The following is an 18,186-nucleotide window of genomic DNA, read 5'->3' on the forward strand; positions in this document are numbered from 1 at the left end:
CGAGCCTGGCACGGGGCGTGCCAGACTAACCGGAGATCCGATCGCGAGGGAAGGACCGACAGTGGCAGGAAGCGAGCCGGTAACGTCGCCAGACCAGCACAAGCCGGGACACCGCAAGTCCGGGCGGATCGGCGCGGTGCTCTCCGCGCTGGTGCTGCTGGCGATGCTCTGCGGCAACCACGAGGGCAGGGTCGAGAACATCTGGCTGATCGGCCTGGCCGTGCTGCTGCTGGTCATCGTCATCGGCGACGCCGTGCTGCGGCGCAACGGCCTGCGGTCCTGACCGCACCCCCGTCAGCCGGCGTCGAGCCGGTCCGCGCGCCGGAGGTGACACGCACGAGGGCCCGCCCCCGACCGGGGAGCGGGCCCTCGTCGTACGTCGGTCAGCGGCCGAACAGGATGTCCTGCACGTCCTTGAGCGCGGCGTCGACCTCGGCCTCGAAGTAGCCGCCGGGCACCAGCCCGAAGCGCAGCGTGTCCAACTCCTTCGGGTTCACCGGCATCGGGTTGCGCCCCTGCATGCCGCCGAGCAGGCTCTCGAAGAACCGGTCGACCTGGTCCGGGTCGTACCCGCTGCCGAAGCGACGCACCTGGAAGCTGCGGCGGATCTGGTCGACGCGGTAGAGGTCGCTGCCGGGCGGGCCGGCCATCGGCGGGCCGGCCGTGGGCGGCGGGCCACCGGCCGGCGGGCCGGCCATCGGGGGCGGGCCGGCCATCGGCGCCGGGCCGCCGTAGCCCTGCTGCGAGGGCGGGCCGGCCGGGCCCCGACCGCGCATGTCGCGCAGTTCCCGCTCGGGCATCCGGATCTCGGCGGTCATGTCGGCGCGGCCGTGCCGACCGGCCTCGAAGCCGTCGAAGCGCGGCTCGTCGCCGTAGCCACCGGGGCCGTCGCCGTAACCACCGGGGCGGTCGCCGTAACCACCGGGGCCGTCACCGTAGCCACCCGGGCCGTCGCCGTAACCACCGGGGCCGTCACCGTAGCCGCCGGGGCCGGCGGGCAGGCCGCGCGGCGGCGGGCCGCCGTGGCCCATCGGGGCGCCCGGACCCATCGGGCCGGGGCCGCCCGGGCCGCGGGGCGGCTCGTAGCCGCCGCGCGGGCCGTCGTAGCCACCGGCGAAGGCGCCGGTCGGCTCGTCGTAGCGGCCGTAGCGGTCGGCGGGCGGGCCGCCGGCCTGCGCGGGCATCGCCCGGGGCGGCATGGGCTGGGGGACGGGGGACATGCCGCGGTCGTCGCGCACCGGCGGACCCATCCGATCCGGCGGACCCATCCGATCCGGCGGACCCATCCGATCCGGCGGACCCATCCGATCCGGGGGGCCCATCCGGTCCGGCGGGCCGAGCCGGTCGCCCGTCCGGGGGTCACCGCCGCGGCCACCGACGCCGCCGCGTTCCTCCAGCTCGGCCAGCTGCCGCTCGACCCGGTCGAGGTGCAGGTCGACCTGCCACTCGTCGTAGCCGTTGAAGCGGACCCGGAAGACGACGTCGTGGACCTCCTGGGAGGCCACGGGCGCGCCGACCGGCTGACCGGCGAGGGTCGCCTCGACCCGGTCCAGGAAGGCGTCGACCTCGTCGACCTTGTATCCCCGGCGGAGCGCCTTACGCCGGAAACGCTGACCCTGACTCGCCACTATGTCTCCTGGTCTCGTTCGCTACGCCCGGTCACGCAGTCTCCCCGGTCCGGTCGGTGTCCCTGTTGTCGACGGCGGCGGCGAGCTGCCCACACGCTCCGTCGATCTCGCGACCCCGGGTGTCCCGCACCGTCGTCGACACCCCGGCCTCGCGCAACCGCCGGACGAACTCCCGCTCGACCGGCTTCGGGCTGGCGTCCCAGCGGCTGCCCGGCGTCGGGTTGAGCGGGATGAGGTTCACGTGGGCCAGCTTCCCGGCCAGCAGCCGCCCGAGCAGATCGGCTCTCCACGGCTGGTCGTTCACGTCCTTGATCATCGCGTACTCGATCGACACGCGCCGCCCCGTCCGTGCCGCGTAGTCCCACGCCGCGTCCAGCACCTCGGACACCTTCCAGCGCTGGTTGACGGGCACCAGTTCGTCGCGCAGCCCATCATCGGGGGCGTGCAGCGACAGCGCAAGGGTCACCGAGAGGTCTTCGCTGGCCAGTCGGCGGATGGCCGGCACCAGGCCGACCGTGGAGACGGTGATGTGGCGCTGCGACAGCCCGAGCCCCTCGGGGGCCGGGGCGACCAGCCGGCGGATGGCGGCGATCACGCGGGAGTAGTTGGCCAGCGGCTCGCCCATGCCCATGAAGACCACGTGCGACAGGCGCGGCGGGGAGCCCGCCACCGCGCCGGAGGCGGCCACGCCGGCCAGGTAGACCGCCTGGTCGACGATCTCGGCGGTGGACAGGTTGCGGGTCAGCCCGGCCTGGCCGGTGGCGCAGAACGGGCAGGCCATGCCGCAGCCGGCCTGGCTGGAGATGCAGACGGTGACCCGGTCCGGATAGCCCATCAGCACGCTCTCCACCAGCGAGCCGTCGTGCAGCCGCCAGAGCGCCTTGCGGGTCGCGCCGTCGTCGCAGGCCAGCTCGCGGACCGGGGTGAGCAGCCGCGGCAGGAGCCGGTCGGCAAGCTTCTCCCGGGCGGCGGCCGGCAGGTCGGTCATCTGCGCCGGGTCGCGCACCAGGCGGCCGAAGTAGTGGGTGGAGACCTGCTTGGCCCGGAACGCCGGCTCCCCCAGCTCGGTGACCAGCGCGCGGCGGCCGGCGAGGTCGAGGTCGGCGAGGTGCCGGGGAGGCATCGCGGGTCGGCGCCCGGGGGCGTCGGGGTCTGCGGGGATCAGGGGCAGGCTCGTCATGGCGGGTCCAGTCTGTCACGCCGGACGGCCGACGCACCTGTCCGGAGGTGCCGAATCGCCCCCCACCGCCCGGACGGGGCCGCCGGCGCCGGGTGATTCACGCCTCACTCCAGCACCGGGACGAAGACCGCCAGCAGCAGGTACGCGGTCGGCAGCGCGAAGAGGATCGAGTCGAGCCGGTCCATCAGGCCGCCGTGCCCGGGGAGCAGGTTGCTCATGTCCTTGACGCCGAGGTCCCGCTTGATCATGGACTCGGCGAGGTCGCCGAGGACGGCCGCGCCGGAGACCGCCAGCCCGAAGAGCGCGCCCCACCACGGGGCCACGTCGAAGAGCAGCCAGAGCAGCAGGGCGCTGCCCAGCGCCGCAGCGGTGACCGAGCCGCCGAAGCCCTCCCAGGACTTTTTCGGGCTCACCGAGGGGGCCATCGGGTGCTTGCCGAAGGAGACGCCGGCCGCGTACCCGCCGGTGTCGGAGAGCACCACCGCGACCAGGGTCGCCAGCACTCGCAGGTGGCCGTCCTCCGGCACCGCCGCCAGCAGCGCGGCGAACCCGCCGAGGAACGGCACGTACACGGCGATCAGGGTGGCCGCGGTCAGGTCGCGCTGGAAGCCGCGCGGCCCGTCACCGAGCCGCCAGACCATCGTCCCGAGCACGGTGACCAGCAGACCGAGACTGAGCGCGTCGGGGCCGGCGAACCAGGCCAGCCCGACGGTGAGCACCCCGCCGGCGATCAGCGGCACCAGCGGCGGGTGGGCGCCGCTGCGGCGCACCGCCCGGGCCATCTCCCAGCTGCCGACCGCCACCGCCCCGGCCACCACCAGCAGGAAGGCCGGCCGGTAGAAGAACAGCGGAACCACGATCAGCGCGCCGAGCGCCACGCCGACCGCGACGGCGGCCGGCAGGTTGCGCCCGGCCCGGCTCGGCGCGGGCTGCTGGGTCGGGGGCCGGTCGGCGCTGGCCCGGCGCCGACCGCGCTGCCGCCGGCCCGGGGGTCGCGCGGGCTCCGGCTCGGGCTCGACGTCGCGCACCGGTTCCAGTTGGGTCGTCGGGTGTTCGGAGTCGTCGGGGTGGTGCCCGTTCGTCCCGGCCGGGCGGTCGTACGGGGCACGGTCCGCGCCGGCCGGCTCCGGTCGGGCGTCGACCGGCGGGCGGGGGCGGGTGTGCGGCTCGGCGTACATGTCAGGGGCGGAGCCGGGTCGGCGGTGCCACGAGCCGGGCTCGATCTCGGGCTCGGGCCAGGGCAGGGCGGGGGCGGGACGGTCGGGGCGGTCCCAGCCGCGGGGCTCGGTGCTGCCGTAGGGGTCGAGGTGGGACATCAGGCACCGAGGGGGCCCGGCGCGAGGTCCACCATATGACGCACAACCACAACCATTCCCCTACCCGCGCGACTGTTCCGTCCGGTTGACCCGCCCGACGGCCGGCCGATTCCCACCATTCACCGCAGGGTGCCGGGAATCGTGCCGAGCCTACTGCACCCACCGCTCCCCCACGCCGGACCGTGTCCCGCCGCCGCTCCCGGAGGGCTGGCGCAACGACGGTGGCACCGGACTCCGCCGCCCGGATGCGGGCGGCGGCGCCGGTGCCACGGTGTCGTCGTCGCCGGTGGTGGCCGGCGTACGGCCTCAGACCTCGAGGAGCTCGTTCTCCTTGTGCTTCACCAGCTCGTCGACGGCGGCGACGAAGCGCTGGGTCAGGTCGTCGAGCTCCTTCTCCGCGCGCCGGCCCTCGTCCTCGCCGACCTCGCCGTCCTTGACGAGGCGGTCGAGCTCCTCCTTGCCCTTGCGGCGGATGTTGCGGATGGCCACCTTGGCCTCCTCACCCTTGTGCCGGGCGACCTTGATCATGTCGCGGCGGCGCTCCTCGGTCATCTGCGGGAGCAGGATGCGCAGCTGGTTGCCCTCGTTGTTCGGGTTGGCGCCGAGGTCGGAGTCGCGGATCGCCTTCTCCATGGCGTTGATCTGCGAGTTGTCGTACGGCTTGATGATCACCATGCGCGGCTCGGGAACGCCGATGGACGCCATCTGGGGCAGCGGGGTGGGGCTGCCGTAGTAGTCAATGATGATCTTGGAGAACATGGCGGCGTTGGCGCGACCGGTGCGGATCGCGCCGAACTCCTCCTTGGCGTGCTCGATGGCACGCTCCATCTTCTCCTCGGCCTCGAGGAGGGTGTCGTCGATCACCGGTCTCCTCGCCTCCTTCTGTGCTCGTCGTGGGCTTGTCGTGTCGGAGGAACCGCTGAGGGCGGGTCAGGCGACCGCTCAGGCGGTGATCAGGGTGCCGATCTTGTCGCCACCCACGGCCCGGATGATGGTGTCGTCGCCCTGCGCGCCGAAGACCAGCATCGGCAGGCCGTTCTCCATGCACAGGCTGAACGCGGCGGCGTCCGCCACCCGCAGGTTGCGGCGCAGCACCTCGGAGAAGGTGATCGAGTCGAACTTGCTGGCGGTCGGGTCGACCCGCGGGTCGGCGGTGTAGACGCCGTCCACGCCGTTCTTGCTCATCAGGACCACGTCGGCGCGGATCTCCAGGGCGCGCTGGGCGGCCACCGTGTCGGTGGAGAAGTACGGCATGCCGGCGCCCGCGCCGAAGATCACCACGCGGCCCTTCTCCAGGTGCCGGATCGCGCGCAGCGGGATGTAGGGCTCGGCGACCTGGGCCATCGTGATCGCGCTCTGCACGCGCGTCTCGATGCCCTCCTTCTCCAGGAAGTCCTGCAGCGCGAGGCAGTTCATCACGGTGCCGAGCATGCCCATGTAGTCGGCACGGGCCCGGTCCATGCCGCGCTTCTGCAGCTCCGCGCCGCGGAAGAAGTTCCCGCCGCCCACCACCACCGAGACCTGCACCCCGCGGCGCACCACGGTGGCGATCTGCCGCGCGATGGCCTGCACGACGTCCGGGTCCACCCCGATCGCGCCCCCGCCGAACACCTCGCCGGAGAGCTTCAGCACCACCCGCCGGGCCCGGCCGGGGGGCGGCGCCGTCGGATCGTCCGCCGCCAGACTCCGGTCACTCACAACCTGCGTCATCCGCCCCGCCCTTCCCCATGCGCACGTCCCGTACGCCGCGTACCGCGAAACTGCCGTAGCCGACCCTATGTGACGAGGAGGCCGCGGTGCCTGTCACGTACACCCGCGGCCTCCTCGTCGACGTTTCCTGCCCGCGGGCGCTCAGCGCGCCCCGGGGGCGGCTCAGGCCTGGCCGACCTCGAACCGGACGAAGCGGGTGACCTCGATGCCGGCCTCGGCCAGCATCTGCTTCACCGTCTTCTTGTTGTCGGCGACCGACGCCTGCTCGACGAGGACGTAGTCCTTGAAGAAGGCGTTCACCCGACCCTCGACGATCTTCGGCAGCGCCGCCTCGGGCTTGTTCTCCTCGCGGGCGGTCTGCTCGGCGATGCGCCGCTCGGACTCGACGACGTCGGCCGGCACCTCGTCACGGGTGAGGTACTTCGGCCGCATCGCGGCGATCTGCATGGCGACGGCGCGCGCGTCGGCGTCGCCGGCCTCGTCGGTCTTGCCGGCGTACTGCACCAGCACGCCGACCGCCGGGGGCAGGTCCTGGCTCTTGCGGTGCAGGTAGACGGCGGTGGTGCCGTCGAGCTTGGCGAACCGGTTGAGGACCAGCTTCTCGCCGATCTTGGCGGACTGCTCCTGGATCAGGTCGGCGACCGTCTTGCCGTCCAGCTCGGTGGCGAGCAGCTCCTCGGCGGTGCCGACGCCGCTGCGCTCGCCGTGCTCGACCAGCCGCTGGGCCAGCTCGATGAAGGCGTCGGTCTTGGCGACGAAGTCGGTCTCGCAGTTGAGCTCGAGCAGCGCCTGGCCGGAGTGGGCGATCAGACCGTTGGCGGCCGTACGGCCGGCCCGCTTGCCGACGTCCTTGGCGCCCTTGACGCGCAGGATCTCGACGGCCTTGTCGAAGTCGCCCTCGGCCTCGGTCAGCGCCTTCTTGCAGTCCATCATGCCGGCGCCGGTGAGGTCGCGGAGCTTCTTGACGTCCGCGGCGGTGAAGTTGGACATGGCTCTCTCTTCGGTGTTGAGACTGCGGGTGGGTTGGTCCTGGTGCCGGTTACCCGGATCCGGGCGCGACGTGCCCGGCGTACCTGCCGCTTCCCCGCCGTCCGGAGGACGAACGGCGGGGAAGCGGCGGCGCGGTCACTCCGCGGCGACGGCCGCCGGCTGCTCGGCCGGCTGCGCCGGCTGCTCGGCCGGCTGTGCCTGCTGCTCGTCGGCCTTCTTCGGCTCCTCGAGCAGCTCGCGCTCCCACTCGGCCAGCGGCTCGTCGGAGGCCACCCCCGGCTCGGGCTTCTCGTCGGTGCCCCGACGACGGCCGGAGCGGGCGATCAGACCGTCGGCGACGGCCGCGGCCACGACCTTGGTCAGCAGCTCCGCCGAGCGGATCGCGTCGTCGTTGCCCGGGATCGGGAAGTCGACCTCGTCCGGGTCGCAGTTGGTGTCGAGCACCGCGATCACCGGGATGCCCAGCTTGCGGGCCTCGTCGACGGCGATGTGCTCCTTCTTGGTGTCGACCACCCAGATCGCGGCCGGGAGCTTCTGCATGTCCCGCAGACCGCCGAGGGTGCGGGTCAGCTTGATCTTCTCGCGGGAGAGCTGCAGGGTCTCCTTCTTGGTGTACCCGGCGGCCGTGCCGCTCAGGTCACCCAGGGCCTCCAGCTCCTTCATCCGCTGCAGCCGCTTGTACACCGTCTGGAAGTTGGTCAGCATGCCGCCGAGCCAGCGGTGGTTGACGTACGGCTGGCCGACCCGGGTCGCCTGCTCGGCGATGGCCTCCTGGGCCTGCTTCTTGGTGCCGACGAAGAGGATGCTGCCACCCTCGGCGACGGTCCCGCGCACGAACTCGTAGGCCTTCTCGATGTAGTCGAGGGTCTGGCGCAGGTCGATGATGTAGATACCGTTGCGCTCGGTGAAGATGAAGCGCTTCATCTTCGGGTTCCAGCGCCGGGTCTGGTGCCCGAAGTGGACACCGCTCTCCAGCAGCTGACGCATGGTCACGACGGCCATGGTGGGGGTACTCCTTGCGGTCCCTGGTTGTCGCGCCCGGCCGGCGGCCGGGCGTCCTGGCGCCCGGTCGCCGGCCATGACGGGCCCGACCAAGATCGGGACCAGGGAGGCCGTCGCCCCACGACGACTCGTGGAGAGGGCGCGCGAGGTCGACCGCACGAGGCGGTCGCCAGTCGACCAGTGTACGCCCCTTCCCCGTCGCCGACGCCTGGGGTGGGGGGAACGGGTCGGAACGCCCATTTCCGGCATGTGGCGGAACCGCGCCCCACGATCCGCCGCCCGGTCCGCCCGGCCCCCGCTGCCGGCCGCCGGCCGCCGGCCCCGCGCGCCGGGTCCGCCCGGGACCCGCGACCGGGGCGCGCGGGCGGCGGGTCCGCCGGGGCCGCTCGCCGGCCCGGCCGGCGTCAGCCGACCGCGAGGGCGGCGGCGACGAAGAGCACCAGGCCCACGGTCAGGTACGCCGTCGGCGGCCGCAGCCAGCCCCGACTCCCCTCCGCCAGCGACAACCCGCCGGTGCGCAGCCCGTACAGGCCGATCGCGAAGATCGGCAGACCGCAGACCAGGAAGGTGCCCACCACGACGTGGGCGGCCGACACCGGATCGCCGGTCACGCCGTCGAGCAGGACCCGCAGCGCGGGAACCTCGAACACCGCGACCAGCACGGTGAAGAGCGCGGCCAGGGCGGGCCGGCGGGTGCGGTAGACCCCGTCGCCGGCCGGCGGGGTCGGGTGCGGGCCGACCACCGGCGGATAGACCGGCACCTCCCCCGGCGGGAGGTCACCACGGGGGCCGATCGGCGGCATCGGCCCGGTGGGCATCTCCAGCGGATTCGGCGCACCGGCCACCCGGTCGGGCGCGACAACCGGCATCTCCACCGGCCGCGCGGCCTCGGCCGCCCGCTGCGGCTCGACGATGGGATAGCCGGAGAGCGGGGCAGGGCGGGTCGGCTCGGCAGCCCGCTCGACGGGGCCCGCCCCGGCCAGCGCGTCGGCCGACGACGTCGACACCGCGTCCCGGGACTCCCTCGCCTCCCGCGCCGCGCGCCGCCCCGGGCGGTCGGCGGGCAGCTCGCCGGAGACCTCCGGGTCCGCTTCGGGGCGCCGCAGGCGGCTTGCCCGGTATCCCCCGGTCTCAGGCGGTTCGCCGCCGACCGGCGGCGCCGCGGCGAACCGCCCCGAGTCGCCCTCGGCGCCACCGAATCGCCCGGACGTCGGCTCGACCGCCGCGAACCGCCCGGACGTCGGCTCGACCGCGGCGAACCGGCCCGAGTCCGGCTCGACCGCCGCCAACCGGCCCGAGTCCTCGGGGCCGCCGAAGCGGCCCCGGTCGGCGTCGAGGGCGGCGAAGCGGCCGGAGTCGGGCTCGGTCGTCGCGCCGAAGCGTCCCGGCTCACCGCGCCGGCCGGCCGCGGGCTCGCCGTAGCGACCATCCTCGGCGGCGCGGCGCTGCTCCGGGGCGCTCGGGTCGTCGTCCCGGTACCGGGTTTCGGCCGCACCGCGCCAGTCCCGCTCCGCGTAGCCACGGTCGCGGTCAGCCGGATACCAACCCGACTCCTGATCTTCGGCAAAGCTCCGTCGTCCGTCCACGTCCGGCACCGTATGCGACGGGCTCCAGGGACGCCATTCGCCCCACGGGCACCTGCCCCGGCCGAGCGGCCGACCACCGCGGATGGACGGTCGGGGCCGGCGAGCCGCGAGCCGGTCCGGCCCCGCGATGAGCTGCGCGCGCGCAGCTCGTTCGCGCGACGGCCCGAGGCGTACGCCGGATCGCTCCACACGAGCGTCGGCCGTCGGCACGCAGTTCCCCGAGAGGCGCGGGGGTCGCCGGCCCCGGTCCCGGTGCGCCGGCGGTCCGCATAGCACACCGCAGGCATGATCGTCCGCTCGTCCACAACCCGGTTGCCCGTCCACAGGCCGGCGGCGCGGGGCGGCGGACCCCGGTGCGGCCGGGCACGGTTCCGGACATGACGAAGCGGAACCAGGCGGTCGGCGCGTACGGCGAGCGGTGCGCCGTCCGGCACCTGATCGGGGCGGGGCTGCGGCCCGTCGCCCGGAACTGGCGCTGTCCGGCGGGGGAGATCGACATCATCGCCTGGGACGGGCCGGTGCTCGCCTTCTGCGAGGTGAAGACCCGCCGCACGGACGAGTTCGGCGCGCCGGCCGAGGCCGTCGTACCGGCCAAGGCCCGCCGGCTGCGCGGGCTCGCCGCCCGGTGGCTGGCCGACACCGGCACCACCGCCGACGAGGTGCGCTTCGACGTGATCTCCGTACGCCTCACCGGCGCCGGCGCCGCCCGGGTCGAGCACCTCAAGGGCGCGTTCTGAGATGGGCGGGCACGGCGGACGGGTCTGCGGGCGCGACGCCCGCCGGCCACACCCCTGCGCCCGGAGACGCCAGACCGGGGCGAGCGGGCGCGGCGGGCGGGCCGGCGTAACCGGGCCACCCGGCGCCGGCCGGACACGGGAGGCCGGCGGGAGCGGGCGCGGCGGGACGGGCGGAGCCAGCCCGAGCGGCGCCGGCCTCGGGCGGGTGGCGGCGTGAGCTACGCCAAGGTCCTCTGCGTGGGCCTGGTCGGTGTGACCGGGCACCTGGTGGAGGTCGAGGCCGACCTGGCGGCCGGGCTGCCGGCCGTGGTCATCTCGGGGCTGCCGGACACGGCCCTGCACGAGGCCCGGGACCGGGTCCGCGCGGCGGTGGTCAACTCCGGCCAGCGGTGGCCCAACCGCCGGATCACGCTCAACCTGCTGCCGGCCGACCTGCCGAAGTTCGGCTCGGCGTTCGACCTGGCGATCGCGGCGGCCCTGCTGGGCGGCTCGGGTGAGCTGCCGCTGCTGCCGCTGGACCGCGTGGTGGTCCTCGGCGAGCTGGGCCTCGACGGCACGGTCCGGCCGGTGCGCGGCGTGCTGCCGATGGTCGCCGCGGCCGCCCGGGCCGGCGTCGAACGGGTGATCGTCCCGGCCGGCAACGCCGCCGAGGCGGCGGTCGTCCCCGGAATCCGGGTCCGGGCGGTGGACACGTTGCACCGGCTGGTCAGCTTCGTCCGCGACGGCACGCCCCTGATCGAGCCGGAGGCGGGCGGCCCCGCCCCGGCGGGCGACGGGCCGGACCTGGCCGAGGTCGCCGGGCAGGGGCTGGGCCGGCGGGCGTTGGAGGTGGCCGCGGCGGGCGGGCACCACCTGGCGCTGCTCGGGCCGCCGGGGGCCGGCAAGACCATGCTCGCCGAGCGCCTCCCGTCCATCCTGCCCGAGCTCGACGACGAGGCCGCGCTGGAGGTCACCGCCCTGCACTCGATCGCCGGGCTGCTCCCGCCGGGCGGCCGGCTGCTGCGCCGCCCGCCGTTCCAGGCGCCGCATCACACGGCCACGGTGCCGTCGCTGGTCGGCGGCGGCTCGGGACTGGCCCGTCCCGGCGCGGTCTCGCTCGCCCACCGGGGGGTGCTCTTCCTCGACGAGGCGCCCGAGTTCAGCCGGGGCGCCCTGGAGGCGCTGCGCCAGCCGCTCGAGAACGGCCGGGTGCGGCTGGCCCGCAGCCGTGGCGGCGCCGAATACCCGGCCCGCACCCAACTGGTACTGGCGGCCAACCCGTGCCCCTGCGCCAAGCCGGCCGGGGACGCGTACTGCGAGTGCCCGCCGCAGGCCCGCCGGCGCTATCTCAGTCGGCTCTCCGGCCCGCTGCTGGACCGGATCGACGTGCAGGTGAAGCTGCCGCCCGTGCGGGCGGCGGAGCTGATGGAGGCCACCGTGGACAGCGAGTCGTCCGCCACCGTCGCCCGGCGGGTGGCGGCCGCCCGGGAGGCCGCGGCCGCGCGCTGGGCGGTCCTCGGCCGCCGGCTCAACGCCGAGATACCCGGCCCGCACCTGCGTCGACCGCCCTGGCGGCTGCCCGGGCCGGACACGGCCGAGCTGCGGGCGCGACTGGACTCCGGGTCGCTCTCCGCCCGGGGCTTCGACCGCGTCATCCGCCTGGCCTGGACGATCGCGGACCTCGACGGTCGGGACCGGCCCGACCGGGACGACGTCCGCGAGGCCATTCAACTGAGAACGGGGGACGGCACGTGAGCACGGACGAGGAGACGCTGGCCCGGGTGGCGCTGACCTGGCTCGCCGAGCCCGGCACCCGGTCGGTACACCGGCTGGTCGACCGGCTCGGCCCGGTGGGGACGCTCGACCTGCTGCTCGACGGGGGCGCGCCGGACGAGACGTTGCGGGCCACGGTGGCGGCGCGTACCGCCGCCGGAGACGCGCGGGCGGTCGCGGCCGAGGCGCTGGCCCGCGCGGACCGGCTCGGGGCCCGCATCGTCGTCCCCGGCGACGACGAGTGGCCCGCCCGGGTCGACCAGTTGCGCGAGCTGCGACTGCCCGGCGCGTACCGCCGGGTGGACACCGAGACCGCGCCCCCGCTCTGCTTCTGGGTGCGCGGCTCGTCGCCGCTCGCGGAGGCATTCGACCGCTCGGTCGCGGTCGTCGGCGCCCGGGCCGCCAGCGGGTACGGCACGCACGTCGCCACCGAACTCGGCTACGGGCTCGCCGACCGGGACTGGACCGTCGTCTCCGGGGGTGCCTTCGGCATCGACGCGGCGGCCCACCGCGGCGCGTTGAACGCCGGCGGCGTCACCGTCGCCGTGCTCGCCTGCGGCGTGGACCGCCCCTACCCGATGGGCAACGCGGCGCTGTTCGACCGGATCGCCGACACCGGGCTACTGGTCAGCGAGTGGATGCCGGGGGCCGAGCCGCTCCGTCCCCGGTTCCTCGTCCGCAACCGGGTGATCGCGGCGGGCACCCTCGGCACCGTCCTGGTCGAGGCGGCGGCGCGCAGCGGCGCGACCCAGACCACGCACCGGGCGCTCGCCCTGGCGAAGCCCGGGATGGTGGTGCCGGGCCCGGTCACGTCGGCGATGTCGGTGGGCGCGCACGAGTTGTTGCGCGAGTACCCGAAGGCCCGGCTGGTCACCGGGGTCGCGCACGTGCTGGAGGAGGTCGGGCGGATCGGCGAGCTGGCGCCGGTGCCGCGCGGTCCGCAGCGGCCGGTCGACCTGCTCGACGACGATGCCAGGTCGATCGTCGAGGTGCTGCCCCGCCGGGGCGCGGTGGGGGTGGACTTCCTCGCCGCCCGGGCCGGCGTCGCCGTCCGCACGGCTCTGCGGAAACTGTCCATGCTGGAGGAGCTGGCCCTGGTGGTCCGCCGCGAGGACGGGTACGCCCTCGCGCCGCCGGGTGGCACGGGTCGGACCGGCCGGGGCCGACACGGCCACGACCAGCCGACCCACGCCGGCGAGGAGGGCCGGCGCTGAGGCGCGGCCCGGTCAGTCCCCCTCAAAGCGGATCTCCATCTCGCGGTCCTGCCGGCAGTGCCGCGCCAGGAGGTCCAGCCGGCGAACATGCGTCACCTCGGGCGCCGTCCGGGCCACCTCGGCGAGGCAGCGCAGCTCGGCGAGGAGCTGCGGGGCCCGGTCGGCGGGGAGCACCAGCTCGCCGACCGGGTCCACCCGGTCCAGCAGCGGGGTTTGCCCGCCGCCACGGACCCGCTGGACGAGATCGAGCAGCACGTCGTCGGGATCGGGCAGCACCTCGGCCGGCACGAGGCGACGCCGGCCGGGGCCCGCCCCGACCACCCGGTAGAGGACGACGTCCACTCCCATGTCCGGCCCCCCTCCGTCGAGCCCGGTCCGTCGCGCGGTGACCACGGCCTGGACTCACACCCGTTGGTACGACAAGTCTGCGCGCATCGACCCTCGTAATCCATCACCCAGGGCCGGGAGGCCGCGGAGCGAAGTGCTGCCGCCCATCCCGGTTGACCCCCAGGCGCGCGCCGGGGATCCAGGCCGGTCAACGGCGCAGCACCGACCAGAGATCCGAACCGGCCGACAGCGCAGCACCGACCAGAGGCCCGGGCGGGCCGGCGGCGCAGGGCCGGGCCCGGGCCGGCCGGACGGTGCCCACGCCCGGCTCGTCCGGCTCGACGAGCGGGCGACCGGTGACAGCTTTGTCCGGCGTCGGCACCGCCTCCGGGTGGTCTCGTCGGCGTCGACCGGCTCCCGACGCGTGCCGGCCGAGTTCACGCCCCGGCAGCCGGCGCCGTGCCGGGGCAGCCCGTCGACCGTAGGCTGGGCCTGTGCCAGCCGAGGACCCGCCATCGCCGGCCCCCGTGGGGATCGCGCCTGGACGACCGCGTCGCGCACCATGCCGGCGGCTGACCTCGGGGGCCCCGCGGTGAGCCGGGAGTCGACCGGCACGCGGGCGATGCACGAGGCGCTCCCGGCGGCGATGCGCGAGGCGGTGGACGACTTCGCCGGACACCTGGCCGGGGTGCGCAACCGGTCCGCGCACACCGTCCGGGCGTACGTCGGCGACGTGGTGTCGCTGCTGGACCACGCGCGGCGGATGGGCTGCGCCGAGCTGGCGGAGCTGGACCTCACCATGCTGCGCAGTTGGCTGGCGAAGCAGCGGACGACGGGCGCCGCGCGGACGTCGCTCGCCCGCCGGGCGGCCTCGGCACGGGCGTTCAGCGCCTGGGCGCACCGCGGCGGACTGCTCCCCACCGACGTGGCGGGCGCGCTGGCCAGCCCTCGCGCGCACCGGGACCTGCCGAGCGTGCTCCGTGCCGACCAGGCGGCCGCGCTGGTCGAGGCCCCCGGACGCCCGGGCACGACGGCGGCGCCGAACGCCGGCGGTGGTGCACCGCCCGCAGGCCCGGTCGACGCCCTCGAACCGGCGGCCGTCGCTCCGGTGGGCCGGAACGCGGCGGACGGCACCGCCGGGGCCGGCACGGCGGACGAAGCCGGCGAGGTCCGCACGGGGGACGGAGCGGCCGAGGCGGTGCTGCTGCGGGACCGGGCGCTGCTGGAGCTGCTCTACGGCACGGGCGTACGGATCAGCGAGGCGTGCGGCCTCGATGTCGCCGACGTCGACCACGCGCGGCGGGTCGTGCGGGTGTTCGGCAAGGGCGGCCGCGAGCGGGCGGTTCCGTACGGGGTGCCGGCGCAGCGGGCGCTCGACGAGTGGCTGCGACACGGCCGACCCATGCTGGCCGGGCCGCGCTCCCGTGATGCGCTGTTGCTCGGCGCTCGCGGCGGGCGGCTCAACCCGACGACGGCCCGGCGGATCGTGGGCGGGTACGCCGAGGCCGCCGGCCTGCCCCCGGTCAGCCCGCACGGGCTGCGGCACTCGGCGGCGACCCACCTGCTCGAGGGCGGCGCCGACCTACGGGCGGTGCAGGAGTTGCTGGGGCACTCGTCCCTCGCCAGCACGCAGATCTACACCCACGTCTCGGTGGAGCGGCTCCGCGCCGCCTATCGCCAGGCCCACCCCCGGGCCTGACCGGTCGGGTCCGGGCACCCGATCGCTCCGCCGCGCTCGGCCACCGCGTGCAGCACCCGGTGCACGTCGGCGCGGAGTTGCCCGTCGGCGGCGGTCGGCCAGCGCAGTTCGACGGGGGCGTCCATGACCCGCGGTCTCCCGGGATCGAGGGCGGCCGACCGGCACGGACACCCGGCGGGAACGGCGACCGGAGATCCACCGGCCGCTACGATCATCGGGTGAGCGTCCCGCAGCCGCCCGAACCGATCGCGGCAGCCCGCCTGCTCTTCTCCCTCGACCCGGCGGTCAGCCACCTCAACCACGGCTCGTTCGGCGCGGTGCCGGTCGCGGCGCAGCGGGCACAGCAGCGGCTGCGCGACGAGATGGAGGCCAACCCGCTGCGCTTCTTCACGCAGGGTCTGGTCGACCGGATCACCCACACCCGCCGCCACCTGGCCGGTTTCCTGGGCGCCGACCCGGACGGCACCGCCCTGGTGCCGAACGCCACCACCGGCGTGGCGGTGGTGCTCCAGTCGCTCGGCCTGCGCCCCGGCGACGAGGTGCTCACCACCGACCACGGCTACGGCGCGGTCGGCCTCTCCATCGCCCGCGAGTGCCGCCGCACGGGGGCGGTCACCCGGGCGTTGCACGTGCCGCTGGCCGCCACCGACGAGGAGGTCGTCGAGATCGTCCGCGCGGGGCTGCGCCCCGGCCGGACCCGGTTGCTCGTGGTGGACCAGCTCACCTCGGCCACCGCCCGGCTCCTCCCGGTCGCCGCCGTCGTCGGGGTGGCCCGGGAGCACGGGATACCGGTCCTGGTCGACGCCGCGCACGCTCCGGGGATGCTGCCGACCCCGGTCGGGAGCATCGGCGCCGACTTCTGGGTGGGCAACCTGCACAAGTGGGCGTACGCGCCGCGCGGCACCGCCGCGCTGGTGGTCGCGCCGCCGTGGCGGGAGCGCATCGAGCCGCTGGTCGTCTCGTGGGAGCAGGAGGCAGGCTTCCCCGGCCGGGTCGAGTGGGCGGCGACGCAGGACTACACGGGCTGGCTGGCCGCGCCGGTGGGCCTGTTCACGCTGCGCAGCCTCGGCGTCGACCGGGTGCGCGGGCACAACGCCGCGCTGGCGGCGTACGGCCAACGGGTGGTCGGGGACGCGCTGGGGGTGGCCCCCGCCGACCTGCCGGACCCCGGCGGGCCCGGGGTCGCCATGCGGATCATCCCGCTGCCGGCCGGCCTGGGCACCACCTTCGACGCGGCGCGGGCGCTGCGGGAACGGATCGCCGAGCGGCTCGCCACGGAGGTGGCGGTCATGACCTGGAACGGGCGCGGCTGGCTACGGCTCTGCGCCCAGGTCTACAACACCGCCGACGAGTACGAGCGGCTCTCGGTGCGGCTCCCCCCGCTGCTCGCCCAGCGCTGAGTGCCACCCGGTCGCCGGCGCCGGACCGGACACCGACGCCCAACCGGGACCGGGCACCAGTCCGGCCACCGACACCCGACCGGGACCGGGCGCCAGCCCGGCCACCGGCACCGGGCCGGCCACCGACGTCGGGCCGGGCCCGGCGCCGTCGAGCGGCAGCAGCCGCACCGCGCCGAGGCCGAGCAGCGCCAGTGGGTCGAGGTAGTCGGTGCCGCGCCGCAGCCCCCAGTGCAGGCAGGCCAGGACGGGACAGCCGGGATGGCCGGCGACCAGGCCGCCCAGTGGCGCCCCGGCGGCGAGCCGCTCGCCGGGGCGGACCGCGGGCGACACCGGCTCGTAGGTGGTCCGCAGGCCGCCGACATGCCCGACGGTGACGACCGGGCGGCCGGCGACCATGCCGGCGAAGAGCACCGTGCCGGCGCCGGCCGACCGCACGGTGGCCCCCGGCACGGCGGCCAGGTCGACGCCCCGGTGGCCGGGCAACCACGGCTGCGGCGGCGGGTCGAACCGGCGCACGGGCCGGGGCACGCCGTCGAGCGGCCACCGGAACCGCGCCGCCCCGGGCGCCGGGGCCGCGAACGTCGGGGCCGCCGGCAGCAGCTCCCCGGTCGCCGGCGCTCCGGACACGCCCACGACGTCGGCGACGGGCGTCCCGACCGGCACCGGGGCGGGCACGGCGGCCGGCCCGAGGGACAACGGGGCGGCGCAGAGCGCGGCGACGGCGGTGCGGGTGACTGGTCGCATGGGTCGCAGCCTGCTCGGCGACCGTCCGGCCCCGCCGCCCCGGCACCCGCCCCTGTGGACGGCGTAGCCTCCTGTGGACAGCCGCCGGAACACGACCCGATCTGCTATGTGCCGGGCCCGCCGCTCGTCGCCGGCACCGACCGCGCAGGGCATCCCGGCGGCGTGATGACGCCTAGGCTGGGCCGGTGACGCGGGACTGGTACGCCTGGCACGACGACTACGAGGACGCGGGGTCGGCGCTGTCCCGCCGGCTCGCCGAGGTGCGGCGGCGGATCGGTGAGGCGCTCGACGCGGCCCCGCCCGGCCCGCTGCGGGCGGTCAGCCTGTGTGCCGGGCAGGGACGCGACCTGATCCCCGTGCTGGCGACCCACCCCCGTCGCACCGAGGTGACGGCCCGGTTGGTGGAGCTGGATCCCCGCAACGCGGAGGTGGCCCGGTCGGCCGCCCGCGCGGCGGGCCTGTCGTCGGTGGAGGTGGTGGTCGGCGACGCCGCGCGCACCGACGCGTACGCGGATCTCGTCCCGGCCGACCTGGTGCTGGTCTGCGGGGTGTTCGGCAACATCAGCGAGGCGGACATCCGCGCCACGGTGCGGCACTGCGCGGCGCTCTGCGCGACCGGCGGCAGGGTGTTCTGGACCCGGCACCGGCAGAGCCCCGATCTGGTGCCGACCATCTGCGAGTGGTTCGCCGAGGAGGGCTTCGCGGCGGTTTCGGTGAGCAGCCCGGCGGACGGCGTGGGCGTGGGGGTGCACCGGTTCCTCGGCGAGCCCCGTCCGCTGCCGGCCGGGGTGACGATGTTCGAGTTCGTCGCCTGAGGACGTCCCGCCGCCTCCCCCACACCGCGCGGACGGCGGTCGGAACCGGCGAGGCGGCGACCGGGGCCGGCGGGGCCCGGCGTGCC

At 75.8% G+C, this 18,186-nt stretch carries 16 protein-coding genes and 2 pseudogenes; 7 read left to right on the top strand and 11 right to left on the bottom strand.

The annotated features are described in order from the left end of the window. Positions 1–61 precede the first annotated feature (61 nt). Positions 62–283, top strand: a complete 222-nt coding sequence (locus ACGF7U_RS10115) for a DUF2631 domain-containing protein (RefSeq protein WP_393104951.1) — start codon at positions 62–64, stop codon at positions 281–283. Between the two features lie 100 nt (positions 284–383). On the opposite strand, the gene ACGF7U_RS10120 is transcribed toward ACGF7U_RS10115, so the two are convergent. The 8 genes and pseudogenes from ACGF7U_RS10120 to ACGF7U_RS10155 all read right to left on the bottom strand — a co-directional run bounded on the left by ACGF7U_RS10120 (position 384) and on the right by ACGF7U_RS10155 (position 9,449). Further along, positions 384–1,628: a DivIVA domain-containing protein gene (locus ACGF7U_RS10120; RefSeq protein WP_393104953.1), complete on the bottom strand. Its 1,245-nt coding sequence runs from the start codon at positions 1,626–1,628 to the stop codon at positions 384–386. Positions 1,629–1,659: 31 nt separating this feature from the next. Then, positions 1,660–2,808, bottom strand: coding sequence for a 23S rRNA (adenine(2503)-C(2))-methyltransferase RlmN (gene rlmN / locus ACGF7U_RS10125; RefSeq protein ID WP_393104955.1), 1,149 nt, complete (start codon positions 2,806–2,808; stop codon positions 1,660–1,662). 104 nt (positions 2,809–2,912) lie between these two features. Further along, the gene (locus ACGF7U_RS10130) at positions 2,913–4,124 is read right to left on the bottom strand and encodes a phosphatidate cytidylyltransferase (protein WP_393104957.1); all 1,212 of its coding nucleotides are present in this window, start codon (positions 4,122–4,124) and stop codon (positions 2,913–2,915) included. A gap of 306 nt (positions 4,125–4,430) precedes the next feature. Continuing rightward, positions 4,431–4,988, bottom strand: a complete 558-nt coding sequence (frr, locus tag ACGF7U_RS10135; RefSeq protein ID WP_393104959.1) for a ribosome recycling factor — start codon at positions 4,986–4,988, stop codon at positions 4,431–4,433. Positions 4,989–5,066: 78 nt separating this feature from the next. Further along, positions 5,067–5,834, bottom strand: a complete 768-nt coding sequence (pyrH, locus tag ACGF7U_RS10140) for a UMP kinase (RefSeq protein WP_091096741.1) — start codon at positions 5,832–5,834, stop codon at positions 5,067–5,069. A 162-nt stretch (positions 5,835–5,996) separates the two neighbouring features. After that, the gene (gene tsf, locus ACGF7U_RS10145) at positions 5,997–6,824 is read right to left on the bottom strand and encodes a translation elongation factor Ts (RefSeq protein WP_393104961.1); all 828 of its coding nucleotides are present in this window, start codon (positions 6,822–6,824) and stop codon (positions 5,997–5,999) included. A 135-nt stretch (positions 6,825–6,959) separates the two neighbouring features. Beyond that, positions 6,960–7,826 carry a 30S ribosomal protein S2 gene (rpsB, locus tag ACGF7U_RS10150; protein WP_393104963.1) on the bottom strand — a complete coding sequence of 289 codons (867 nt, stop codon included), beginning with the start codon at positions 7,824–7,826 and terminating at the stop codon, positions 6,960–6,962. A gap of 404 nt (positions 7,827–8,230) precedes the next feature. Then, positions 8,231–9,449 (bottom strand): annotated as a pseudogene (locus tag ACGF7U_RS10155) (hypothetical protein). A 340-nt stretch (positions 9,450–9,789) separates the two neighbouring features. Between ACGF7U_RS10155 and ACGF7U_RS10160 the strand changes: the two are divergent. From ACGF7U_RS10160 to ACGF7U_RS10170, 3 genes are all read left to right on the top strand, one after another. After that, the gene (locus ACGF7U_RS10160; RefSeq protein ID WP_393104965.1) at positions 9,790–10,149 is read left to right on the top strand and encodes a YraN family protein; all 360 of its coding nucleotides are present in this window, start codon (positions 9,790–9,792) and stop codon (positions 10,147–10,149) included. A 213-nt stretch (positions 10,150–10,362) separates the two neighbouring features. Continuing rightward, positions 10,363–11,883, top strand: coding sequence for a YifB family Mg chelatase-like AAA ATPase (locus ACGF7U_RS10165; RefSeq protein ID WP_393104967.1), 1,521 nt, complete (start codon positions 10,363–10,365; stop codon positions 11,881–11,883). Continuing rightward, complete coding sequence (locus ACGF7U_RS10170; RefSeq protein ID WP_393104969.1) at positions 11,880–13,115, top strand: DNA-processing protein DprA; 1,236 nt, start codon at positions 11,880–11,882, stop codon at positions 13,113–13,115. The genes ACGF7U_RS10165 and ACGF7U_RS10170 overlap by 4 nt, the downstream gene beginning before the upstream one ends. 12 nt (positions 13,116–13,127) lie before the next feature. Here the strand turns inward: ACGF7U_RS10170 and ACGF7U_RS10175 are convergent, their stop codons facing one another. After that, entirely contained in the window at positions 13,128–13,463 is a 336-nt protein-coding gene (locus ACGF7U_RS10175) for a hypothetical protein (protein ID WP_393104971.1), read from the bottom strand. Positions 13,464–14,004: 541 nt separating this feature from the next. On the opposite strand from ACGF7U_RS10175, the gene ACGF7U_RS10180 reads away from it, so the two are divergent. After that, a complete protein-coding gene (locus ACGF7U_RS10180; RefSeq protein WP_393104973.1) occupies positions 14,005–15,141 on the top strand; it encodes a tyrosine recombinase XerC in 1,137 nt (378 codons plus the stop codon). Here the strand turns inward: ACGF7U_RS10180 and ACGF7U_RS10185 are convergent. Then, positions 15,114–15,266, bottom strand: a complete 153-nt coding sequence (locus tag ACGF7U_RS10185; RefSeq protein WP_393104975.1) for a hypothetical protein — start codon at positions 15,264–15,266, stop codon at positions 15,114–15,116. The two genes, ACGF7U_RS10180 and ACGF7U_RS10185, sit on opposite strands and share 28 nt — an antisense overlap. 93 nt (positions 15,267–15,359) lie before the next feature. Here ACGF7U_RS10185 and ACGF7U_RS10190 point away from each other — a divergent pair, with 93 nt between their 5' ends. Then, positions 15,360–16,541, top strand: coding sequence for an aminotransferase class V-fold PLP-dependent enzyme (locus ACGF7U_RS10190; RefSeq protein ID WP_393104976.1), 1,182 nt, complete (start codon positions 15,360–15,362; stop codon positions 16,539–16,541). A 144-nt stretch (positions 16,542–16,685) separates the two neighbouring features. Here ACGF7U_RS10190 and ACGF7U_RS10195 read toward each other — a convergent pair. Then, positions 16,686–17,285 (bottom strand): annotated as a pseudogene (locus ACGF7U_RS10195) (murein hydrolase activator EnvC family protein); the annotation flags it as partial. Between the two features lie 185 nt (positions 17,286–17,470). Here ACGF7U_RS10195 and ACGF7U_RS10200 point away from each other — a divergent pair. After that, positions 17,471–18,100, top strand: coding sequence for a class I SAM-dependent methyltransferase (locus ACGF7U_RS10200; RefSeq protein ID WP_393104978.1), 630 nt, complete (start codon positions 17,471–17,473; stop codon positions 18,098–18,100). Positions 18,101–18,186 lie beyond the last annotated feature (86 nt).

The organism is Micromonospora sp. NPDC047670, assembly GCF_043204915.1.
In the GTDB taxonomy this organism is placed as follows: Bacteria; Actinomycetota; Actinomycetes; order Mycobacteriales; family Micromonosporaceae; genus Micromonospora.

What these genes read in the sequence shown, in the direction of transcription:
- rlmN (WP_393104955.1), bottom strand. Translation starts at nt 2,808, where the DNA reads ATGACGAGCCTGCCCCTGATCCCCGCAGACCCCGACGCCCCCGGGCGC.
- ACGF7U_RS10130 (WP_393104957.1), bottom strand. Translation starts at nt 4,124, where the DNA reads ATGTCCCACCTCGACCCCTACGGCAGCACCGAGCCCCGCGGCTGGGAC.
- pyrH (WP_091096741.1), bottom strand. Translation starts at nt 5,834, where the DNA reads ATGACGCAGGTTGTGAGTGACCGGAGTCTGGCGGCGGACGATCCGACG.
- tsf (WP_393104961.1), bottom strand. Translation starts at nt 6,824, where the DNA reads ATGTCCAACTTCACCGCCGCGGACGTCAAGAAGCTCCGCGACCTCACC.
- rpsB (WP_393104963.1), bottom strand. Translation starts at nt 7,826, where the DNA reads ATGGCCGTCGTGACCATGCGTCAGCTGCTGGAGAGCGGTGTCCACTTC.
- ACGF7U_RS10160 (WP_393104965.1), top strand. Translation starts at nt 9,790, where the DNA reads ATGACGAAGCGGAACCAGGCGGTCGGCGCGTACGGCGAGCGGTGCGCC.
- ACGF7U_RS10175 (WP_393104971.1), bottom strand. Translation starts at nt 13,463, where the DNA reads ATGGGAGTGGACGTCGTCCTCTACCGGGTGGTCGGGGCGGGCCCCGGC.
- ACGF7U_RS10180 (WP_393104973.1), top strand. Translation starts at nt 14,005, where the DNA reads ATGCCGGCGGCTGACCTCGGGGGCCCCGCGGTGAGCCGGGAGTCGACC.
- ACGF7U_RS10185 (WP_393104975.1), bottom strand. Translation starts at nt 15,266, where the DNA reads ATGGACGCCCCCGTCGAACTGCGCTGGCCGACCGCCGCCGACGGGCAA.